The organism is Acidimicrobiia bacterium, assembly GCA_036271555.1.
Taxonomy (GTDB): Bacteria; Actinomycetota; Acidimicrobiia; order IMCC26256; family PALSA-610; genus DATBAK01.
Map to the genome: position 1 here is coordinate 29873 of DATBAK010000084.1, position 17959 is coordinate 47831.

The window sequence follows — 17959 nt, forward strand, 5'->3', positions numbered from 1 at the left end:
TGTCCTCCTCAGAACTCGAAGCGCTCGAAGTGAACCGACGAGTCGGGAACGCCGAGCGCGTGCAGGCGCCGGCGCACCGCGGCGATCATCGCCGGGGGCCCGCACACGAAGCAGTCACGATTGCGGATGTCGGGCACGAGCCGGCGCAGCATCGGGATGCCAAGCCGGTCGGTCTGGTCGTCACCGATCTCGAAACCGGTGAGGCAGATCACCTCGATCCCCTTCGCGTCCGCGATCTCGCGCAGCTCGCGCGCGAACACGATGTCGTCGTCCGCGTTCACTCGGTAGAGCAGCGTGCAGGCCGTCCCGCGAGGCATCTCGTCGAGCAGCGCTCGCAGCGGCGTGATCCCGATGCCGCCCGCGATCAGCAGGAGCGCGCGGCCCGAACGTCGGCGCGCGGTGAACGTTCCGAACGGGCCCTCGGCGAAGACACGCGTCCCGGGGCGCACGCGCTGCAGCCGGTGCGTCGTGTCACCGAGGTCCTTCACCGTGATGCGCAACAGGTTCTTGGTCGGCGCCGCGGAGAGCGAGAGCGGGTGCGCCTTCCACCAGCCCTCGGGTGTGAGGAATCGCCACAGGAAGAACTGACCCGCGCGTGCGCTCATCCGGTCGAGCTCGTGACCGCTGATGATGATGCTCACGACATCCGGTGCCTCGCGGACAACGTTGCGCACACGCAACCGGTGCCGCGCGTTGAACGCCAGCGGCGACGCGACGCGCGACGCGATCACGATGACCGCCGCCGCGACGAACAGACCGACCCAGTAGACGCGCGCGAGCCGGTCGGTGACGAAGTCGTTGCCGACGGCGAGCTGGTGCGCGAAACCGAGCACCACGGCGAGGTACGCGTACAGGTGGACGAAGTACCACGTCTCGCGTTGCAACCGACGGCGCGCGGCTCGCACCGACGTGACCGCGAGCGCGACGAGCAGCGCGAGCGCAACGAACGCCATGAGCACGTCGGCGTAGTTGCGCACGAAGTCCGACGTCTGCGACCACAGCGATACGTGCGCGCTCTGCGCATATCCAATGGTGATCAGTACCGTGTGCCCGACGAGGAGCGAGACCGCGGTGAACCCGGTCCAGCGGTGCCAGATCGCCAACCGGTCGAGCCCGACGGCGCGCTCCAGCCACGACAGCCGGGTCATGAGCAGCAGCTCGAGCAGCACGACGTACGTGCCGAGGAGGCCGGTGAGCTGGCCGGTGCCGGTTGCGACACCGCCGGGCGTTCCGAGGGTCGAGACACCGCCGTGCCGCACCCACATGCCGACGATCACGACCGCGTTGACCACGGCCAGCATCTCGACGATCCAGGCGCGATCCGCGGCGGCGGCGCGCTCTCGATGGAGCGCACGGAGCGGAGCCGACGGTTGCGCGCGCGCCGAGGACAACGTCATGACCTCGGACATTGTGACGATTCAGTCTGGGAATCGTCTGAGAACGGTTCGGCCGTTCGGTGAGCGAGCCGCGAGGCCGGCGGGCTCGCGGGCTCAGCCCTTGCGCTTCGCGACGAACAGCGGGATCTGGCGGGTCGTGCGCTCCTGGTACTCCGCGTACGGCGGGTACGCGGCGACGGCCCGCTTCCACCACTGCGCCTTCTCGTCGCCGTCGACCTCGCGCACGGAGACGGGGAACGGCTCGGGCCCGTCCTGGATCGCGACGTCGTCGGGGTGCGCGACGAGGTTGTAGTACCAGACCGGGTGCTTCGGCGCGCCGCCCATCGACGCGACGAGTGCGTACTCGCCGTCGTGCTCGACGCGCATGAGCGCGACCTTGCGGAGGTTGCCGGACTTGTTGCCGCGCATCGTGACGATCACGACCGGCATGCCCGTGTCGAGCAGCGTGTTCGCTTCTTGCCCGCCGGACCCCTCGTACTGCGCGACCTGGTCGCGCACCCACTGGGCCGGGCTGGGGACGTACTCGTCGTGGTTGCTCATGGCGCGAACGCTATCGACGCTCGACGGTCCCGTCCGCATGGCGGGCGAAACGGCCCTCGTCGCGCGGCTGCACCGGGCCGTCGGCGGGCCAGGGCCAGCCGCCGAAACCGGTCTCGCGGTAGTCGGCGAACGCCTGCTCGATGCCGGCCTCGTCGTTCATCACGAACGGCCCGTACTGCGCGACCGGCTCGCCGATCGGACGGCCCTGCAGCACGAGGGCCTCGGCACCGGCGTCGCCCGCGACGAGCTCGACGGTCGCGCCGGCGGCCAGCGCCGCGCCGGTCGGCCCGGCGAGATCGTGGGCACCGATCTGTAGTGCGCCTTCGAACACGTACAGCGTGCGCAGCGTGTCGGATCCGCCCGCGGCACGGGGCAGCGACCAGCGCGCGCCGGGCTCCGCGACGATGTGCCAGATCGCGACGTCGGCGTCGGCGCGTGACGCCCACGAGCTCGGCGGCGGCGCGGGTGGCGCGGCGTCGTCGAGCGTGCCCGCGATCACGGTGATGCGCGTCGTGCGGCCGTCGTCGTCCTTCGCGACGACGCGCGGGATGTCTTCGTCCCACAGCATCGTGAAGTACGGATCGACGAGCTTGTCGGCCGCGGGCAGGTTGAGCCAGATCTGGAACAGCTCGCACGGGTTCGGGCCGTCGCGGTCGAGCAGCGGGAACATCTCGCTGTGCACGATGCCCTCACCGGCGGTGAGCCACTGCACGTCGCCGCGGCCGAAGCGGGCGGTCGCGCCGAGCGAGTCGGAGTGGTCGATGAGACCCTGGCGCACGAACGTCACGGTCTCGAAGCCGCGGTGCGGATGCTGCGGGAAGCCGGGCACGACGGTGCCGTGGTACATGCGCCACCCGTCGACGCCGCTGAAATCCGAGCCGAGATCGCGTCCCGCGAGCGACGCGTCGGGACCGAGCTGCGCGTTCGCCTTCGGGTACCGGTCGAGATGGTGGACGCAGAAGAGAAACGGATCCACCGCGGGCCACTGGAAGCCGAGCGGCACGGTCTGGAGCACGGGGTCGGTCACACGTCGAGGATACGAGCCGTACGAACCCGCACTGACACCGGCGGCGCGCCGACGTCCGATACGTTCGAGACCCGGTGCGCATCCTGGCCACGAACGACGACGGCATCGAAGCCGAAGGCCTCCACGCGCTCGCGCGCGCCGTCGTCGACGCGGGTCACGACGTCGTCGTTGCCGCGCCCGATACCGACGCGAGCGGCAGTGGCGCGGCCATCGGGATCTTCCACTCCGACTCGCGCATCGACGTGAAGCAGGTGCGCCTGCCGTCGTGCGACGCGCCCGCGTGGGCGGTCGGCGGACCGCCGGGCTTGTGCGCGCTCGCGGCGCGTCTCGGCGCGTTCGGCGACCCGCCCGACATCGTCGTGTCGGGCATCAACGCAGGCCTCAACACCGGCCGCGCCATCCTGCACTCGGGCACCGTCGGCGCCGCGCTCACGGCTCAGAACTTCGGCGCGAAGGGCCTCGCGGTGAGCGTCGCCGCGGGCGACGAGTGGCGCTGGGACACCGCCGCGACGATCGCGGTCGAGGTGCTCGACGTGCTCATCGACGCGCCGCCCCGCTCGGTGCTCAACCTGAACGTGCCCGCACTCGCGCGCGGCGACGTCAAGGGTGTGCGCTGGGCGCGGCTCGCCGCGTTCGGAGCGGTGCGCGCCGCGATCGCGACTGCGGAGTCGGATGGCCAGCTCCAGATCGAGTTGCGCGCGGTCGACGAGCAGCTCCCGCCGGACACCGACACCGCGCTCGCCGACGCGGGGTACGCGACGCTCACCACCATCTGCGGCATCGCGGAGGCGTGGCCGCCCGAGGGCGCGAGCCCGGCGGTCGACGAACGCCCGGTACCCGGCGCGTCGTTCGACACCGTGCACACGGTGCCCGACGCGAGCGAGAGCCGGAACCTGCACAGCCGGGAGCGCGCCTGATGCATCGAAGGTCACCCGGGTTGTGGGCCGTCGTCGCGGCGTGCGCGATCGTCGCCGGCGCGTGCAGCTCGTCGTCGTCGTCGGGCGCGGGGTCGACGGGTGCGTCGTCGTCGACCAAGGCGCGCACGACGGCTGCGGTCACCACCACGACGACCGCGCCCCGTCCGACGACGAACGACGCCGACGCCGCGATGCTCGCGTGGGTGCACTCGCGCCAGGGCACGACCGACGTCTCGATCGGCGACGTCGCGACCGGCAACGTCACCGACGTCACGCCGCTCCCCCAGACCCAGATGCGCATCGCGTCGGTCGTGAAGGTGTCGATCGCGATCGCGATCCTGCGCCAGCTGCACGCGCAGGGTCAGCCGGTGAGCTCGACGATCATGAACGACCTCACGGTCATGATCGAGCAGAGCGACAACGACGCGGCGCAACGACTCTGGACGTTCGAGGGCGGTCCCGACGCGCTGCTCGTGACCGAGCGCACCGCCGGACTCACGCAGACCGCGTACCAGGTCGGCCACGGCTGGGGCTTCTCGCTCACGACCGCGCACGACCAGGCGCGGCTGGAGGCGATGCTCGCGGGCAACCGCATGCTCGACCCGCAGAGCACGCAGCTCGAGCTCAACCTCATGCACCACGTGGTGAGCAGCGAGCAGTGGGGCTTCGCCGATGTGGTCGCGCCCGACATCGCGCCGGCGATCAAGAACGGTTGGTACGAGGACACCGACGCGCCGGTCTGGCGCGTGCACTGCACCGCGATCTTCGACAGCCCGCTGCTCGCGCACCCGTTCTCGATCGCGGTGTTCAACCGCTACCCCGCGACGCTCGGGATGGGCTACGGCGAGGACACCTGCCGCGGCATCGCCCGTCGACTCGGCGCGTACCTCGAGCGCAAGTAACCCGCCGACCCGCCGGCGCCCCGCCCGGTTCGTGCTCGCTGCGCTCGCCGCTCCTGACGCCCCAGCCCCCAAGTCGGGCGGGCCGCGACGCGACCCGCCCGATCTGGTGGACGATTACGCGGCCAGCGGGTTGCGCAGGCGGCGGAGCAGCTTGCCGAGGGCGGCGAGGCCGAAGCCCGCACCCGCGAAGCCACCCGCCGACATCGGCGAGAACGGCGACGATGACGACGACGACGCGCCGACGTTCGCGACGCACGAGCCGTTCAGCTGCGCCGGCGTCGTGCCCGCACCCGTCACCGCGGTCGCACCGCCGTCGTGGCGGGCCTTGACGGTGGCGTGGGCGTGGGCCGCCGGAGTCGACGCGCCGTTGCTGCTGCACAGGCCGGTGTCGACGTTGATCACCGCTGCGAGCCCGAGGCACACCGTCTTCGCGTTGACCGGGCTGCCCGCGGTCGTACCGACCGGGACGCTCGGCGCTGCCGCACTGTTGCTGCACGACAGCAACGAGTCGAGCCCGAGCTGACCGACGAGGTCGCACAGACCGCTCGTCGAGAGGGCCTTCGTCACCGTGGTCGGGTCGAGGGCTGCGCCGCTCGGCAACGACCCGAGGTTCGACACGTCACCGAGACTGCCGGTCGGGAGCGAACCCGTCGGCAGCAACCCGGTCGGGAGCGAACCCGTCGGGAGCGAACCCGTCGGCAGCGAACCCGTCGGCAGCGAACCCGTCGGCAGGGAGCCGGTCGGGATCGACGCCGTGCAGGTGTCGATCGGCGCGCCGGCGGCCTGCCGGACCTCGACACACCCGCCGACGTCGGCGAGGGCGCGCGGCAGGGTGCCGGCGTCCTGGAGTGCCGACACCTGACCCACGATCGGGTTCGCTCCGTCGATCGCGCCGGGGCACGACTGCGGGTCGTCACCGCTGAGGATCGTCGCCGCGATGCACGCGTCGACCTTCACGTGCGTGTCGCCCAGACGGACGAGCTGCGAGGTCTGACCCGTCGGGTCCGAGACCGGGACGCTCGACGCGTTCGGGTGCAGGTGCACGTCGACGTGTGCGGGAACCAACGCGTCGGTTCCGGGCACGGGCGGCGTAGTGGGTGAGCCGGTTCCGATCGTCACGATCGGGTGGCTCGCGCCACTGCCGTCGAGCAGACCGGGAACCGACACCGACAGCGTCGTCGCACCGGCGACTCCGCCAAATCCGATGAGCGTCACGCCGGCGACCGCTGCGGCCGCGAATGCGCGCGCGAGAGCATGAATGCGAATCACAACACTTCCCTTCGTTCGGCGCGCCGGGCGGCGCGCGCGGAGTGCACGAGACGTCCACTCGTCGACGAGCGGACGCGTGAGGGAGGTGTTGCTAACCGGGGCGGGCGATGTCGCGAAGGACGACCGTCTCCGGTTCGCGCGCCGTATCGATCGGCGCGTGCGACCAGCCGTCGGGTTGACGGCAGCCATCGCGCGTCGTGACTGCGAACGGAACACCGAGGCCCGTCGACGGGGAGCCGAACGGACCGTCGTCGACACCGAGCGGGAAGCGATCCGCGCGCCGGTGCCGCACCGCGTGCGCGGGCACGCGTGCCGGAGAAGAAGTGGTGCGCGCACGCGTCGCGCGCGGCGCCGTGCCGTTGACCTGACGCAGATGCCGAGTCACCGCGTGGTGCGGGTGGGTCGCGACCGTGCGTGCCGCGAGCGGCGCGACGACGGGGGTCCGCGCGCTCGGCGCGTGTCCGATCGGAGCGATCGACACGACCGGCGCGACCGACTCCCGCACGCGCGTGATCGTGTGCTGCACGATCGGATGGACGATCTTCACGACGGGTCGGACCGCCGGCGGCACCGCGGGCTTCGGGAGCGGCGGCCGCGCGCCGTGCCCCGGGTGGGGCAACGCGCCGCCGAGCGCGCCCGGGATGCTCGGAGTATCGAGCGTCCGCGGTGCGCTCGCGTACGCGGTGCCCGACCAGAGCACGAACGCGAAGGCCGCACCTCCGAAACCGGCGAGGAGCAGCAGCAGGCGGCGGGACATACAGAAGCAGTCCTACCACTCTGCGTGGTCGTACAAACGCGCTTCGAGGACACCCTCTACCAGGACGTTCGCGCCGCGATCGCGCGCAATTCGGCCCGGGTGGCGTCGTCGCACCGCGCACCCTCGATGCCGGCCCGGAAGGCCGCCTCCGCGGTGCACCCGAGCTGGGCCGCCGCTTCGTACTCACGGCCGAGGTCGGTGTCGAACATCGCGGGGTCGTCGGTGCTGATCGAGCAGGGCACGTCGGCGGCGAGGAGCGCCGGCAGCGGGTGCGCGGCGAGCGTGTCGACGACGCGCGTGCGCACGTTCGACACCGGGCACACGTCGCACACGACACGGCGGTCGGCGAGCTCACGCAGCAGCGCGGGATCCTCGACCGCGCGCACACCGTGCCGCAGCCGGTCGGCGTGGAGCAGGTCGAGCGCGGCGCGAATCGACTCGACCCCCGCGGCCTCACCCGCGTGCGGCACCGACCCGAGCCCGCCACCCTTCGCGAGGTCGAACGCGGGCGCGTACTTCTCCGGCGGCCCTTGTGCCTCGAGGCCGCCGAGCCCGAGCGCGACGATGCCGCGGTCCCGGTACTTGAGCGAGTACCGCGCGGTCTCCATCGCGGCTTCGAGGTCGAACGTGCGCGGGATGTCGGGGGTCAGGCGCACCTCGACACCGTGCCGTTCCCTCGCCTCGGCCGCGCCGTCGCAGAAGCCGGTGAAGACCTCGTCCCACGACGCGCCCCCGAGCACGCGCTCCGCCGGGGAGAAGATGCCTTCGAGGTAGACCGCGCCGTAGGACGCGGCTTCGGCCGCGTAGCTCACGACGACCTCGCGGAAGTCGAGCTCCGTGCGGATCACGTGGGTCGTCATGACCCAGAGCTTGATGAAGTGGTCGAAGTCGGTGAACTCGTAGAGCGCGGCGAGGTCTTCGACGGAGTCGACCGGCAGGCCGACGCGGTTGCGGCGCGCGATGTGCAACAGCTCGGGCGCGCGCACGGTGCCCTCGAGGTGGACGTGCAGCTCGATCTTCGGACTCGGAACGGTGGTCATGACACAACTCCCGGACGCGCGGTGACGGACGTCTGGACCGCGTCGTCCCGCCGCAACGGGCGGGTCGCTGTGCGGCTCGTCCGATCCGTCGGCTGCGGCGTCAGGAGCGGCGAGCGAAAGCGGGCGCGACCAGCAAAATCCGAACCGGGGTCGTCAGACCCTGCCCCTCTGGTCGGCTCGAGACGCGTCGACGATACCTCGCGTTAGCGTCGACAGGCTTGGACACCGTCGAACGTCGCGCCGCGCGCGTGCTGCTCATCGCCGACGGCGCGGTGTTGCTGATCCAGGGTCACGATCCCTCGCAGCCGGAGCTCGGCCCGTGGTGGCACACGCCCGGTGGCGGCATCGAGGAGGGTGAGGCACTCGAGACCGCCGCGGCGCGCGAGGTCGAGGAGGAGACCGGCCTGCACGTCGATGTCGAGTCGCTCGGCCCGTGCATCGCGACGCGGCGCACGACGTTCGCGTTCGACGGCCGCAGCTACGAGCAGGACGAGTGGTTCTTCGCCCTACGCGTCGATCGCTTCGAGCCACACGGTCGCGGCTGGATCGAGATCGAGCAGCGCTCGCTGCTGCGGTACGGATGGTGGACACCCGACGAGCTCGACGCGACGAGCGAGATCGTGTACCCCGCCGAGCTCGGCACGGTGGTACGGGCGCTGCTCGCGGGCCCGATCGTCGAACCGCGCCGGCTGTCGGGCGACTAGCCGGGGCACTAGGTGGAGGGACGCGGATCCGCGAGCTGAATCGTGCGGATCAGCGCGTCGCCGATCGGCAGCGGCGCGCAGCCGTGATCGTGCTCGCACACGAAGTCGAACTTCGACTTCGCGGCCGAGTGGCACGCCGCGCAGTTACCGCCGAATCGGTTCACGACGTTCTGCACGCCGCGCGTCAGGATCTTGGTTCCCGAGTTCGACACGTCGAGCGAGAAGAACTCCCAGTCGTCGGTCGCGGGATTCCAACCGGGGCGGTGCTTCACCATCGCCTCTTGCGGCACGAGCTGGAGCACGGTGCCGACCGGGTACGTGCCGCCGGCGGCGGAGTGCGCGACCGCGAGCGTGCCCTTCGAGTTGCCGAGCAGGTTGGCGACGAAGAAGCCGCGCACCGGCGTCATCGTCTTCAAGCTCGTGAAGCTCGTCGCCGTCACGTGCACGTCGGCGACGGTGCTCGTGGGCCCGCGGCTCGACGCCGGATGCGCACCGCGTGACGCGGTGCTCGAGCAGCCGAAGGCGACGAGACCGACGACGAGCGGCGCCGGCCACGCGGCCGCGAGGGAACGAAGGCGGATCCGGAGCACGCCCCCGGTACGGACCGCAGGCCGCCGCGGTTCAATCCGCGGCGTGCGTTGTGCTCAGACGGTTGCGGCGCCCGACGATGACGATGACGACGGCGACGGCGCCGCCGCGATCCCGTCGAGCACGTCCAGGTCCGCGAGCGCGCTCGCGATCGCGTCGCCGACATCGGGAGGCGGCTGGTTGCCGTCAATGGTCACGACGATGCCGAGACCCGAGAACCATTCGATCGCAGGCCGGGTCTGCGACTCGTAGAGCGCGAGCCGCAGCCGGATCGCGCTGACGTCGTCATCGGAGCGCGCCCGCTCCGCGAGCCGCTCGAACGAGACGCGCGTCGGCACCGACAGCTCGACCACGCGCCGCACGACGTGGTGCGTCGACCGTTCGATCAGCGCGTGCGCCTGCGGGAGCGTGCGCGGGAAGCCGTCGAGGAGCACGAGCTCGTAGGCCATCTCATCGAGCGCGCGCAGCACGATCTCGACGGTGAGGTCGTCGGGGACGAGGCCGCCGGCATCGACGAGGGACTGGAGCTTCAGACCGAGCGGCGTGCGCCGCGCGATGAGATCGCGGAAGTGCTCGCCGCTCGAGAGGTGGCCCCAGCCGTGCTGCTCCGCGAGCCGCGCACACTGGGTGCCCTTGCCCGAGCCGGGCGGGCCGGCGACGAGCACGATCCCGACGGACGACTCGGCGCGAGGACGTTCGCTCGTGACCAAGATCACATTTTAGAGCGGCTCGGAGGCCTCGGCTCCAGCCCGATCGCGCCTCGCGCGCGGATGAAATCACGCGCTTCATCACAGGAGCCGACCCGGCCCATCGGAGCTGCTCACCCGCAACGGCGGGCGCCGCAGACCGTTAGCCTCCGGCCGGCAGGGAGGACCCACATGCGCATCGGAATGTTCGGTGGCGACACCGCGAACCGCACGATCGACGACGTGATCGCCGCGGCGCGGGAGACCGAGGCCGCGGGCTTCGCGTCGTTCTGGCTGCCGCAGATCTTCGGCATGGACGCGATCAGCCTCCTCGCGGTGGTCGGTCGCGAGGTGCCGCGCATCGAGCTCGGCACCGCGGTCGTGCCGACCTACCCGCGCCACCCGATGATGCTGGCGCAGCAGACGCTCACGACCCAGGCCGCGACCGGCGGCCGTTTCATCCTCGGCATCGGGCTCTCGCACCAGATCGTGATCGAGGGCATGTTCGGCCTGTCGTTCGACAAGCCGGCGCGCCACATGCGCGAGTACCTCTCGATTCTCGTGCCGCTCGTGCACGGCGAGGACGCGCAGTTCGCAGGCGAGACGTTGAGCGCGCACGGATCCGTGAACGTTGCCGACGCGCCGCCGTGCCCGATCCTCATCGCCGCGCTCGCGCCGCGCATGCTCCAGCTCGCGGGCGCGGTCGCCGACGGCACGATCACGTGGATGACGGGTCCCGCGACGCTCGCCGAGCACACGATCCCGTCGATCACGAAAGCCGCACGCGACGCCGGCCGGCCCGCGCCGCGCGTCTGCGCGTCGCTGCCCGTGTGTGTCACCGACGACACGGATGCGGCGCGTGCACGCGCCGCGCAAGAGTTCTCGGTCTACGGCATGCTGCCGTCGTACCGGGCGATGCTCGACCGCGAAGGCGCGGCCGGCCCCGCCGATGTCGCGATCGTCGGCGACGCAGCGACGGTACGCGACGCGGTGAACCAACTCGGCGACATCGGCGTCACCGACTTCGCTCCCGCGCTCTTCGGGTCGCCCGACGAGGCCCGCGCAACACGCGACCTGCTCGCGAGCCTGTTGTAGCCCCCGACCCTCGCGTGTCGAGGTTGTGTGAAGGCGCGTTGCGACATCATCCCGCTCGATTCGCGCTTCGAATAACCCCCGATTGCACGGCCCGGAGCCGTGCACCGAACAGGGGGCAAGAAAACCCATGTCGATCGTTCGACTTCTCCCGGCGTGGCTGCACGCCATCGCAGACTACGCGGTCGGCGGTTTGCTCGTCATCGTCGCCCTTGCCGTCGGCGGCAGCAACGGTGCCGTCGCAACCGGCGTCGTCGTCGGTGCCGTCGTGCTCCTCGTGAGCATGCTGACGAAGTACCCACTCGGTGTCGTGAAGGTGCTGCCGTTCACCGTGCACTCGGCCGGCGACTACCTCGCCGTCGCGCTGCTCGTGATCGCGCCGTTCGCGCTGAACTTCCACCGTGGCGACGCGGGGCTGACCGCCTTCTACATCGTGGCCGGCATCGCGGTGCTCGCGGTGAGCCTCGTCACGAACTACCAGTACCGCGACAAGCGCGAGTGGGCACCGAGCCCCGCCGCGGCCTAGTCACCGACCACGGCAGCAATCTCACACGCGGGAAGGGAGCGCGCCGTCGTTTCCACCAGCACGGGCGGGTCGCTTTGCGGCCCGCCCGCCTCGTCGCGTGAGGCGTCAGGAGGGCGAAGCTTGCGAGCCCGACCGAAGGCGCTGCGCTCCCGTCGTCGCGTCTCAATCCTTCAATTCGACGAGGATCTCGCGATATCTCTGGGTTCCGGTGTTGACCGCGGTCTCGACGCCGCCGCGCGCGACGAACGTCGCCTTGCCGATGGGTACCGGGAAGTCACCGGAGTCGCGATACGCACCCGCGGTGTCGGGCTCGACCTCCACGCCGATGCGATCACCGGCGAGCGGCACGAGCAGGTAGTCGAGCGTGTGCTCGTGCACGTCGGAGCGCGCGCCGGGCTCCAGCACCATCTCCCAGATCCGGACGCGGTCGTTCTCCCACACGAGGCGGGTCCCCACGGCTCCGAGCACGCGGTCGTCGGGCGTCATCGTCGTCCCCCTGACGTAGCGTCCCCATCATGACCGATGCGACCGGCGCGTCCCCGTCGAGCGAAGGCCGGGCCCGGTCGCCACTCATGCTGCTCGAGCCGCTCGCGGTGACCGAGGTCGAGATCACGCCGTGGTTGCATCACGTCGAGGTGTACACGCTGCGCGGATTGCTCACACTGTTGTGGCACGGACCGCGCGACACCGATCGCGTCGTCATCACCGTCGGCGGCGGGATGGGCAGCCTGCTCGGTCCCGCGGGCGGGATCTACCACTACCTCGGCGAGACGTTCGCGGCCGACGGCATCGCGACGATCCGCGTCGGCTACCGCAAGCCGAACCATCTTCCCGATTGCGTGCACGACGCCGCCGCCGCGGCCGACCTCGCGGTACAAGGCGGCGCGAAGGGTGTCGTCACCGTCGGCCACAGCTTCGGCGGCGCGGTCGCGGTCCAGGCCGCGATCGCGTTCGGCGCGCTCGCGCGCGGTGTCGTCACGCTCGCGACGCAGTCCGCGGGCTGCGAGGACGCCGAGCAGCTCGGCAACACTCCCCTGCTGCTGTGCCACGGCGATCGCGACGAGATCCTGCCGGCGCAGACGAGCGAGGTCGTGCGCATGCTCGCGGGTCACGGCGAGCTTCGCTTCTACGCGGGCGCGGGCCATCTGCTCGAAGAGGCTCGCGACGAGCTGCGCGCGCTGCTCACCGAATGGATTCCCGCGCGGCTCGGTGCGTCCTGAAGGAGCGCGTATGGCGACGTTCGTGATGGTGCCCGGCGCGGGTGGTTCGGGCTGGTACTGGAACCTCGTCGCGTCGCGACTCGAGCGCGCCGGTCATCGCGCGACCGCGGTCGACCTTCCCGGCGCCGACGAGCACGCGGCGCTCCCCGAGTACACGCGTCTCGTCGTCGACGCGATCGGCGACGCGTCCGACGTCGTCCTCGCCGCGCAATCGCTCGGCGGCTTCACCGCGGCGATGGTGTGCGCGACGACACCGGTGCGCGCGCTGGTACTCCTCAACGCGATGATCCCGGTACCGGGTGAGACACCCGGAGCGTGGTGGGGCAACGTCGGCGCGGTCGAGGCGCGCGAGGCGGCCGCGGCCACGGGTGGCTACGGCGACTTCGACGAGGTCACCTATTTCCTCCACGACGTGCCGGCCGCGGTCGTCGCCGAGAGCGGCCAGCACCAAGGCGCGGAAGCCGACGCGGTGTTCGCGTCGCCGTGCGAGTTCGACGCGTGGCCCGCGATCCCGATCCGCGTGGCCGCGGGTGCCGATGACCGCTTCTTCCCGCTCGACTTCCAGCGCCGCGTCGCGCGCGAGCGATTGGGGCTCGCCGTCGACTCCGTTCCCGGCGGCCACCTCGCTGCGCTCTCGCACCCCGACGCGGTCGCCGCATACCTCGAAGGCGCGATCTGACGGGTCGGGATCGCGCGTGGTCGAGCCGCGCGCTCGCGCGCTATGTGCCCGCGAGCGCGGCGACGACGGGCGCGAAGTCCTCGAAGTTGTCGCCCCCGACGACGACGTTGCTGACGCCCCACTCGTCGCGCCGCTTCTGCAGCTCGTCGATCATCTCCGGGATCGTGCCGATGAGCGCGGCGCCCGAGCCGAGGACCTCTTCGGGCGTCGTGTCGAAGCCGGGTGCGACCGCGGCCGCGAACGAGGGCGCGTCGTCGGTGATCGCGAGGACGAAGTAGCGGATCTGTAGCTCGATCGCGTCGAAGCGATCGCCCGCGCCTTCGCGGATCCAGCCGATCTTCTTCGCCGTCTCTTCGCGACTCGCGCTCTTCGCGGCGTCGGTCGTCACCGCGCCGGCGCGCAGGTTCGGGTTGATGCCGACGATGTTCGCCTCGCGCCCCGCGAGCCGGAGCACCTTCGGTGCGCCACCGCCGATGAGGATCGGCGGGCCCGGCTGCTGCACCGGCTTCGGGATCGCGTCGTAATCGGTGATCGTGTAGTGCTTGCCCTGGAACGAGAACGCGCCGTCGGCCCAGCAGCCCTTGATCACCTGGAGCGCTTCGTCGAGCCGCGCGATGCGCGTCCCCGCGGAGTCGTACGGGAGGCCGAGCGCGTCGTAGTCGGACTTCATCCAGCCCGCGCCGATGCCGAGCTCGCAGCGACCGCCGGAGATCTCGTCGATCGTCGCCATCTCCTTGGCGAGGATCGCGGGGTGCTTGTAGTCGTTGTCGAACACGAGCGCGGCGACGCGCAACGTCGTCGTGTACGCGGCGGCCATCGCGAGCGCGGGCATCGGCGCGAGCCGCGTGTCGATGAAGTGGTCGGGCATGTAGAGCGTCGAGTAGCCGAGGTCCTCGACCTGACCCGCGAAGCCGCGCCAGTCCGCGTTCTCGATGCCGCTCGCCTGCACGCCGAACCGGAACGGATGGCTCATCGTCGCACTCCTCTACTGGCCGGCGAGCTTCGCCACGACCGGCGCGAACTGGGTTATCGCCTCGTGCGGGATCACGGTGTAGCTCATGTGCCACCGCTCGCGCCGGGCTTCGAGCAACTCCACGATCTCCGACTCGGAGCCGACGAGCGTCACCGGCGCCATCACCGCGTCGTCGGCGGGCACACCGAAGCTGCCCGCCATCGCCTCGACGATGCCCGTGCGATCGTCGGTGAAGTGCACGAAGCCGACGAGCGTCTGGATCTCGAGGTCGTCGAAGTGCGCGCCCGCGGCGTCGCGCAGCCACTGGATCTTCTCGTCGGTGCGCGCGCTCGTGAGCGAGCTCGCGGCGTCGCTCGAGTTGCCGTCGCCCGAACGGAGATTCGCGTTCACGCCGACGATCTGCGCCTCGCGCGCCGCGAGCGCGAGCACCTTCGGACCGCCGCCCCCGATCACGAACGGCGGATGCGGCTTCTGCACCGGCTTCGGCTCACCGTCGAGCTCGGTGACCGTGTAGTGCTCGCCGTGGAACGAGAACGGTCCGTCGGCGAACAGACCCTTGAGGATCGTGATCGACTCCGCGAGGCGCGCGATGCGCACGCCGGCACGATCGAGCGGCATCCCCGCCTTCTCGTAGTCGACCGTCATCCACCCCGCGCCGATGCCCATCTCGAGCCGGCCGTCGGAGAGGAGGTCGATCGTCGCGGCCTCGCGTGCGAGCACGACCGGATGCTTGTAGTCGTTGCCGAGCACGAGCGGACCGACGCGCAGCGTCGTGGTGACCGCGGCCGCGGTCGCGAGCGCAGGGATCGGCGCAAGGGGGTGCTCGACGAAGTGGTCGGGCACGTACAGCGTCGAGTAGCCGAGCGCCTCGGCCTGGCGCGCGGTCTCCGCGAACTCCTGCGCCGAGCCCGTCTTCGGAACGATCACCCCGAAGCGGAACCGCCTCTCCACCACGCCCCCTGTCGCCGCCGGTCGTTGCCGGCCGCACGCTAGAGGGTGGCGCGCCTCAGGTGCCCGTCGAGCCGAACCCGCCGAGGCCGCGGTCGGAGTCGTCGAGCGATTCGACCGCGCGCCACTCGACGGCGGCGACGCGTTGGATCACGAGCTGCGCGATGCGGTCGCCGCGCGTCACCGTGAACGACTCGTGCGGGTCGAGGTTCACGAGCAGCACCTTCAGCTCGTCGCGGTAGCCCGCGTCGACGAGCCCGGGCGTGTTGAGCACCGTGACGCCGTGGCGCAGCGCGAGCCCCGAGCGCGGCTGCACGAATCCCGCGTAGCCGGGCGGGATCGCGATCGCGACACCGGTCGGCACGAGCGCGCGCCCGCCGCCCGGAGCGAGCACCGCGTCGCCGCGCGCGACGAGGTCGTAGCCGGCGTCGTGCGAGTGCTGGCGTGTGGGTAGCGACAGGCCGGGATCGAGTTGCCGGATCGCGATCGCGAGCGGTTCGACGCGCTGCGCCGCCGCGAGGTCGATCGTGGGCTCAGCCACGGAGGTCGCGCACGAGCTCGGCGTGCTGCGCGTCGTCGAGCCGCGTCTCGACCGAGTAATCAGGGTGTGTGACGACGAGCTTCACCGGACCCGACGCGAGCCGATCCGCCGCCGCGCCGACGCGGAAGCGCAGGAAGTGCACGGCTGCGGTGATCTCCTCGCGCGTCAGCCGCTCCTCGTCGCGCGGCTCGCCGGGGATCGTCGTGCCGTCGTCGAGCACGAGCGCGACACATCGGTCGATACCGACGAACTTCGGCAACCATTCGCGCAGCTCCGCTTCGGTGCGCAGCTCCAGGAACAGCGTGGCCGACAGCTCGCCGTCGTCGGGCACGAGCTCGTTGTACGTCGCGACCTCGTGCTCGATCTGCTCGTCGCGCAACATGCGCTCGGCACGCGCCATCTCCATCACCTGCCAGCGCATCGTCTCGGTGTTCTCGAAGACGACGCTGACGTAGTCGCCGAGCGCGACGCGCCGGCGCTTCTTCAGCGCGATGACCGACGCGCGGATCTCGGCACGCTCGCGCTCGTAAGCGCGGCCGTCGAGGATGTCGTCGACCGTGAGCTTGCGCATGCCGCCCTCCTCCGTTGAGAACGCGGACGGCCCCGGACACTGCCGGGGCCGTCGGTGGTGCCCGCCTCTCCGACTGGGGAGTCAGGAGCGGCGAGCGCAGCGAGTGCGACCAATCAACTCAGGCGAGCGATTCGAGTCCCTGCGTGAAGCGTCCGGCGTGGCTCTTCTCGGCGCGGGCGAGCGTCTCGAGCCACTCGGCGACGTCCTCGAAGCCCTCGTCGCGCGCGGTCTTCGCGAAGCCCGGGTACATCTCGGTGTACTCGTAGGTCTCGCCCTCGATCGCGGACTTCAGGTTGTCGCTGGTCGCGCCGACGGTCACGCCGGTGACCGGGTCGCCGACCTCGGCGAGGAAGTCGAAGTGGCCGAACGCGTGTCCCGTCTCACCCTCGGCGACCGAGCGGAACAGCGCCGCGACGTCCGGGTAGCCCTCGACGTCCGCCTTCTGCGCGAAGTACAGGTAGCGCCGGTTCGCCTGGCTCTCGCCCGCGAAGGCCGTCTTGAGGTTGTCGTGGGTCTGCGACCCGTTGAGCTCGGGCATCGTTGCTCCTTCTTGGCTGACTGGATCGATTCGAATCGGTTCGGATCTATTGCGGATCGGGCGCGCTCGCGCACGTGTCGCACGAGCCGCGGAAGATCACGTCGACGGCGTCGACGCGAAAGCCGGCGCGGTGGCGGCGCGGCAGCGTCAGGTCGGGGAAGTCGACCGGGACATCGCGCACGCGCCCGCACGAGTTGCACACGACGTGGTGGTGCCGGTGCTCGACGTTCGGGTCGACGCGCACCTGACCGGTACCGACGTCGAGGAGTCGCACCTCGCCGAGCGCTTCGAGATCGTGCACGGTCTGGTACACGGTCTTCAGCGAGATCGCGGGCATCGCGACGCGCGCGGCGTCGAACAACGACTCGACGGTCGGGTGCTCGGTGTTGCCGGCGAGCTGCGTGACGATCGCCATGCGCTGGGGCGTGACCCGCAGGCCCTGCTCGCGCATCGCGCTCATCAACTCGGCGGCGTTCCTCACGCCGTCGAACTTACTGACAATGATTGTCAGGAAGCAAGCTGTGGCGCGCAGCCGCGCTCAGGCGCTGACGCGCTCCCGCTCGTCGTGACCGGGGCGCTCGTCGCCCCACCGCAGCAGCACCGCGACGCCGCTCTCGGGAACGATGATGCGTACCGGGTCGATGCCGTGACTGCTCAGCTCCACGAGGTGCGTGCGCTCGGCACCACCCAGCAGCCCGGTCAGCCGGCGGTTGTTCGGTCCGAGCACCGCCACGCGCGCGGGCAGCTTCGCGTCGAACGCGATCGGCTCGGCGGGGCTGTCGGGCTCGCGGAGGACGAGCCGGCCGCGATCCGTGAACACCGCGTTCACGAGGGCGCCGCGCTCGCGCACGCCGAACGCGCGTGCGAGCTCGCCCTCGATCTCTTCGTCCTCGTAGTAGGCGACGAACGACTCCGACGCCGACTCACCGGGGGCGAGACCGAGCGCGCGCTCCCACGCACTGTGCCCGCGCTGGTCGCGCGTCGGCTTCTTCCGTACTCGCTTGGGCATTCGCTCCCCCGGCTCACGGGTCCCCACCGACCCGT

The 17959-nt window shown here is 71.1% G+C and carries 23 protein-coding genes; 7 read left to right on the forward strand and 16 right to left on the reverse strand.

The genetic code is table 11. The features are described from left to right. Positions 1-8 precede the first annotated feature (8 nt). The 3 genes from VH914_19110 to VH914_19120 form a co-directional block, all read right to left on the reverse strand. Positions 9-1397 carry a ferredoxin reductase family protein gene (locus tag VH914_19110; protein ID HEX4493321.1) on the reverse strand — a complete coding sequence of 463 codons (1389 nt, stop codon included), beginning with the start codon at positions 1395-1397 and terminating at the stop codon, positions 9-11. A 93-nt stretch (positions 1398-1490) separates the two neighbouring features. After that, entirely contained in the window at positions 1491-1937 is a 447-nt protein-coding gene (locus VH914_19115) for a nitroreductase family deazaflavin-dependent oxidoreductase (GenBank protein ID HEX4493322.1), read from the reverse strand. A gap of 10 nt (positions 1938-1947) precedes the next feature. Then, positions 1948-2964, reverse strand: coding sequence for a pirin family protein (locus tag VH914_19120; GenBank protein ID HEX4493323.1), 1017 nt, complete (start codon positions 2962-2964; stop codon positions 1948-1950). 74 nt (positions 2965-3038) lie between these two features. On the opposite strand from VH914_19120, the gene VH914_19125 reads away from it, so the two are divergent. Beyond that, on the forward strand, positions 3039-3881 hold the full coding sequence (locus VH914_19125) for a 5'/3'-nucleotidase SurE (GenBank protein HEX4493324.1): 843 nt from the start codon (positions 3039-3041) through the stop codon (positions 3879-3881). Beyond that, positions 3881-4783 carry a serine hydrolase gene (locus tag VH914_19130; GenBank protein ID HEX4493325.1) on the forward strand — a complete coding sequence of 301 codons (903 nt, stop codon included), beginning with the start codon at positions 3881-3883 and terminating at the stop codon, positions 4781-4783. The genes VH914_19125 and VH914_19130 overlap by 1 nt, the downstream gene beginning before the upstream one ends. A gap of 114 nt (positions 4784-4897) precedes the next feature. On the opposite strand, the gene VH914_19135 is transcribed toward VH914_19130, so the two are convergent. The 3 genes from VH914_19135 to add form a co-directional block, all read right to left on the reverse strand. Continuing rightward, the gene (locus VH914_19135; protein HEX4493326.1) at positions 4898-5998 is read right to left on the reverse strand and encodes a hypothetical protein; all 1101 of its coding nucleotides are present in this window, start codon (positions 5996-5998) and stop codon (positions 4898-4900) included. 145 nt (positions 5999-6143) lie between these two features. After that, positions 6144-6809 carry a hypothetical protein gene (locus tag VH914_19140; protein HEX4493327.1) on the reverse strand — a complete coding sequence of 222 codons (666 nt, stop codon included), beginning with the start codon at positions 6807-6809 and terminating at the stop codon, positions 6144-6146. A 56-nt stretch (positions 6810-6865) separates the two neighbouring features. Further along, the gene (gene add, locus VH914_19145; protein HEX4493328.1) at positions 6866-7849 is read right to left on the reverse strand and encodes an adenosine deaminase; all 984 of its coding nucleotides are present in this window, start codon (positions 7847-7849) and stop codon (positions 6866-6868) included. A gap of 218 nt (positions 7850-8067) precedes the next feature. On the opposite strand from add, the gene VH914_19150 reads away from it, so the two are divergent. Next, entirely contained in the window at positions 8068-8553 is a 486-nt protein-coding gene (locus VH914_19150) for an NUDIX domain-containing protein (GenBank protein HEX4493329.1), read from the forward strand. 8 nt (positions 8554-8561) lie between these two features. Here VH914_19150 and VH914_19155 read toward each other — a convergent pair whose 3' ends face one another. Both VH914_19155 and VH914_19160 read right to left on the reverse strand, forming a co-directional pair. Then, positions 8562-9143 (reverse strand): hypothetical protein, encoded by a 582-nt coding sequence (locus VH914_19155; protein ID HEX4493330.1) that lies wholly within the window; start codon positions 9141-9143, stop codon positions 8562-8564. Between the two features lie 54 nt (positions 9144-9197). Further along, positions 9198-9851 carry a nucleoside monophosphate kinase gene (locus tag VH914_19160; GenBank protein ID HEX4493331.1) on the reverse strand — a complete coding sequence of 218 codons (654 nt, stop codon included), beginning with the start codon at positions 9849-9851 and terminating at the stop codon, positions 9198-9200. A gap of 168 nt (positions 9852-10019) precedes the next feature. On the opposite strand from VH914_19160, the gene VH914_19165 reads away from it, so the two are divergent. Further along, the gene (locus VH914_19165; protein ID HEX4493332.1) at positions 10020-10922 is read left to right on the forward strand and encodes a TIGR03564 family F420-dependent LLM class oxidoreductase; all 903 of its coding nucleotides are present in this window, start codon (positions 10020-10022) and stop codon (positions 10920-10922) included. Positions 10923-11049: 127 nt separating this feature from the next. Beyond that, positions 11050-11445: a hypothetical protein gene (locus VH914_19170; protein HEX4493333.1), complete on the forward strand. Its 396-nt coding sequence runs from the start codon at positions 11050-11052 to the stop codon at positions 11443-11445. 162 nt (positions 11446-11607) lie between these two features. Here the strand turns inward: VH914_19170 and VH914_19175 are convergent, their stop codons facing one another. Next, a complete protein-coding gene (locus VH914_19175) occupies positions 11608-11931 on the reverse strand; it encodes a cupin (protein ID HEX4493334.1) in 324 nt (107 codons plus the stop codon). A gap of 29 nt (positions 11932-11960) precedes the next feature. Here VH914_19175 and VH914_19180 point away from each other — a divergent pair, with 29 nt between their 5' ends. Then, positions 11961-12665 carry a dienelactone hydrolase family protein gene (locus VH914_19180; GenBank protein HEX4493335.1) on the forward strand — a complete coding sequence of 235 codons (705 nt, stop codon included), beginning with the start codon at positions 11961-11963 and terminating at the stop codon, positions 12663-12665. Positions 12666-12675: 10 nt separating this feature from the next. Next, entirely contained in the window at positions 12676-13344 is a 669-nt protein-coding gene (locus VH914_19185; GenBank protein HEX4493336.1) for an alpha/beta hydrolase family protein, read from the forward strand. Between the two features lie 40 nt (positions 13345-13384). Here VH914_19185 and VH914_19190 read toward each other — a convergent pair whose 3' ends face one another. From VH914_19190 to VH914_19220, 7 genes are all read right to left on the reverse strand, one after another. Continuing rightward, the gene (locus VH914_19190; GenBank protein ID HEX4493337.1) at positions 13385-14317 is read right to left on the reverse strand and encodes a TIGR03621 family F420-dependent LLM class oxidoreductase; all 933 of its coding nucleotides are present in this window, start codon (positions 14315-14317) and stop codon (positions 13385-13387) included. A gap of 12 nt (positions 14318-14329) precedes the next feature. Continuing rightward, positions 14330-15268, reverse strand: coding sequence for a TIGR03621 family F420-dependent LLM class oxidoreductase (locus VH914_19195; protein ID HEX4493338.1), 939 nt, complete (start codon positions 15266-15268; stop codon positions 14330-14332). Positions 15269-15323: 55 nt separating this feature from the next. Beyond that, a complete protein-coding gene (dut, locus tag VH914_19200) occupies positions 15324-15806 on the reverse strand; it encodes a dUTP diphosphatase (GenBank protein HEX4493339.1) in 483 nt (160 codons plus the stop codon). Further along, the gene (locus tag VH914_19205) at positions 15799-16377 is read right to left on the reverse strand and encodes a DUF3501 family protein (GenBank protein ID HEX4493340.1); all 579 of its coding nucleotides are present in this window, start codon (positions 16375-16377) and stop codon (positions 15799-15801) included. The genes dut and VH914_19205 overlap by 8 nt, the downstream gene beginning before the upstream one ends. Before the next feature lie 118 nt (positions 16378-16495). After that, the gene (locus VH914_19210; GenBank protein ID HEX4493341.1) at positions 16496-16915 is read right to left on the reverse strand and encodes a rubrerythrin family protein; all 420 of its coding nucleotides are present in this window, start codon (positions 16913-16915) and stop codon (positions 16496-16498) included. Between the two features lie 46 nt (positions 16916-16961). After that, positions 16962-17396, reverse strand: a complete 435-nt coding sequence (locus VH914_19215; protein ID HEX4493342.1) for a Fur family transcriptional regulator — start codon at positions 17394-17396, stop codon at positions 16962-16964. Positions 17397-17453: 57 nt separating this feature from the next. Further along, a complete protein-coding gene (locus tag VH914_19220) occupies positions 17454-17924 on the reverse strand; it encodes a hypothetical protein (protein HEX4493343.1) in 471 nt (156 codons plus the stop codon). Between the last annotated feature and the right edge of the window lie 35 nt (positions 17925-17959).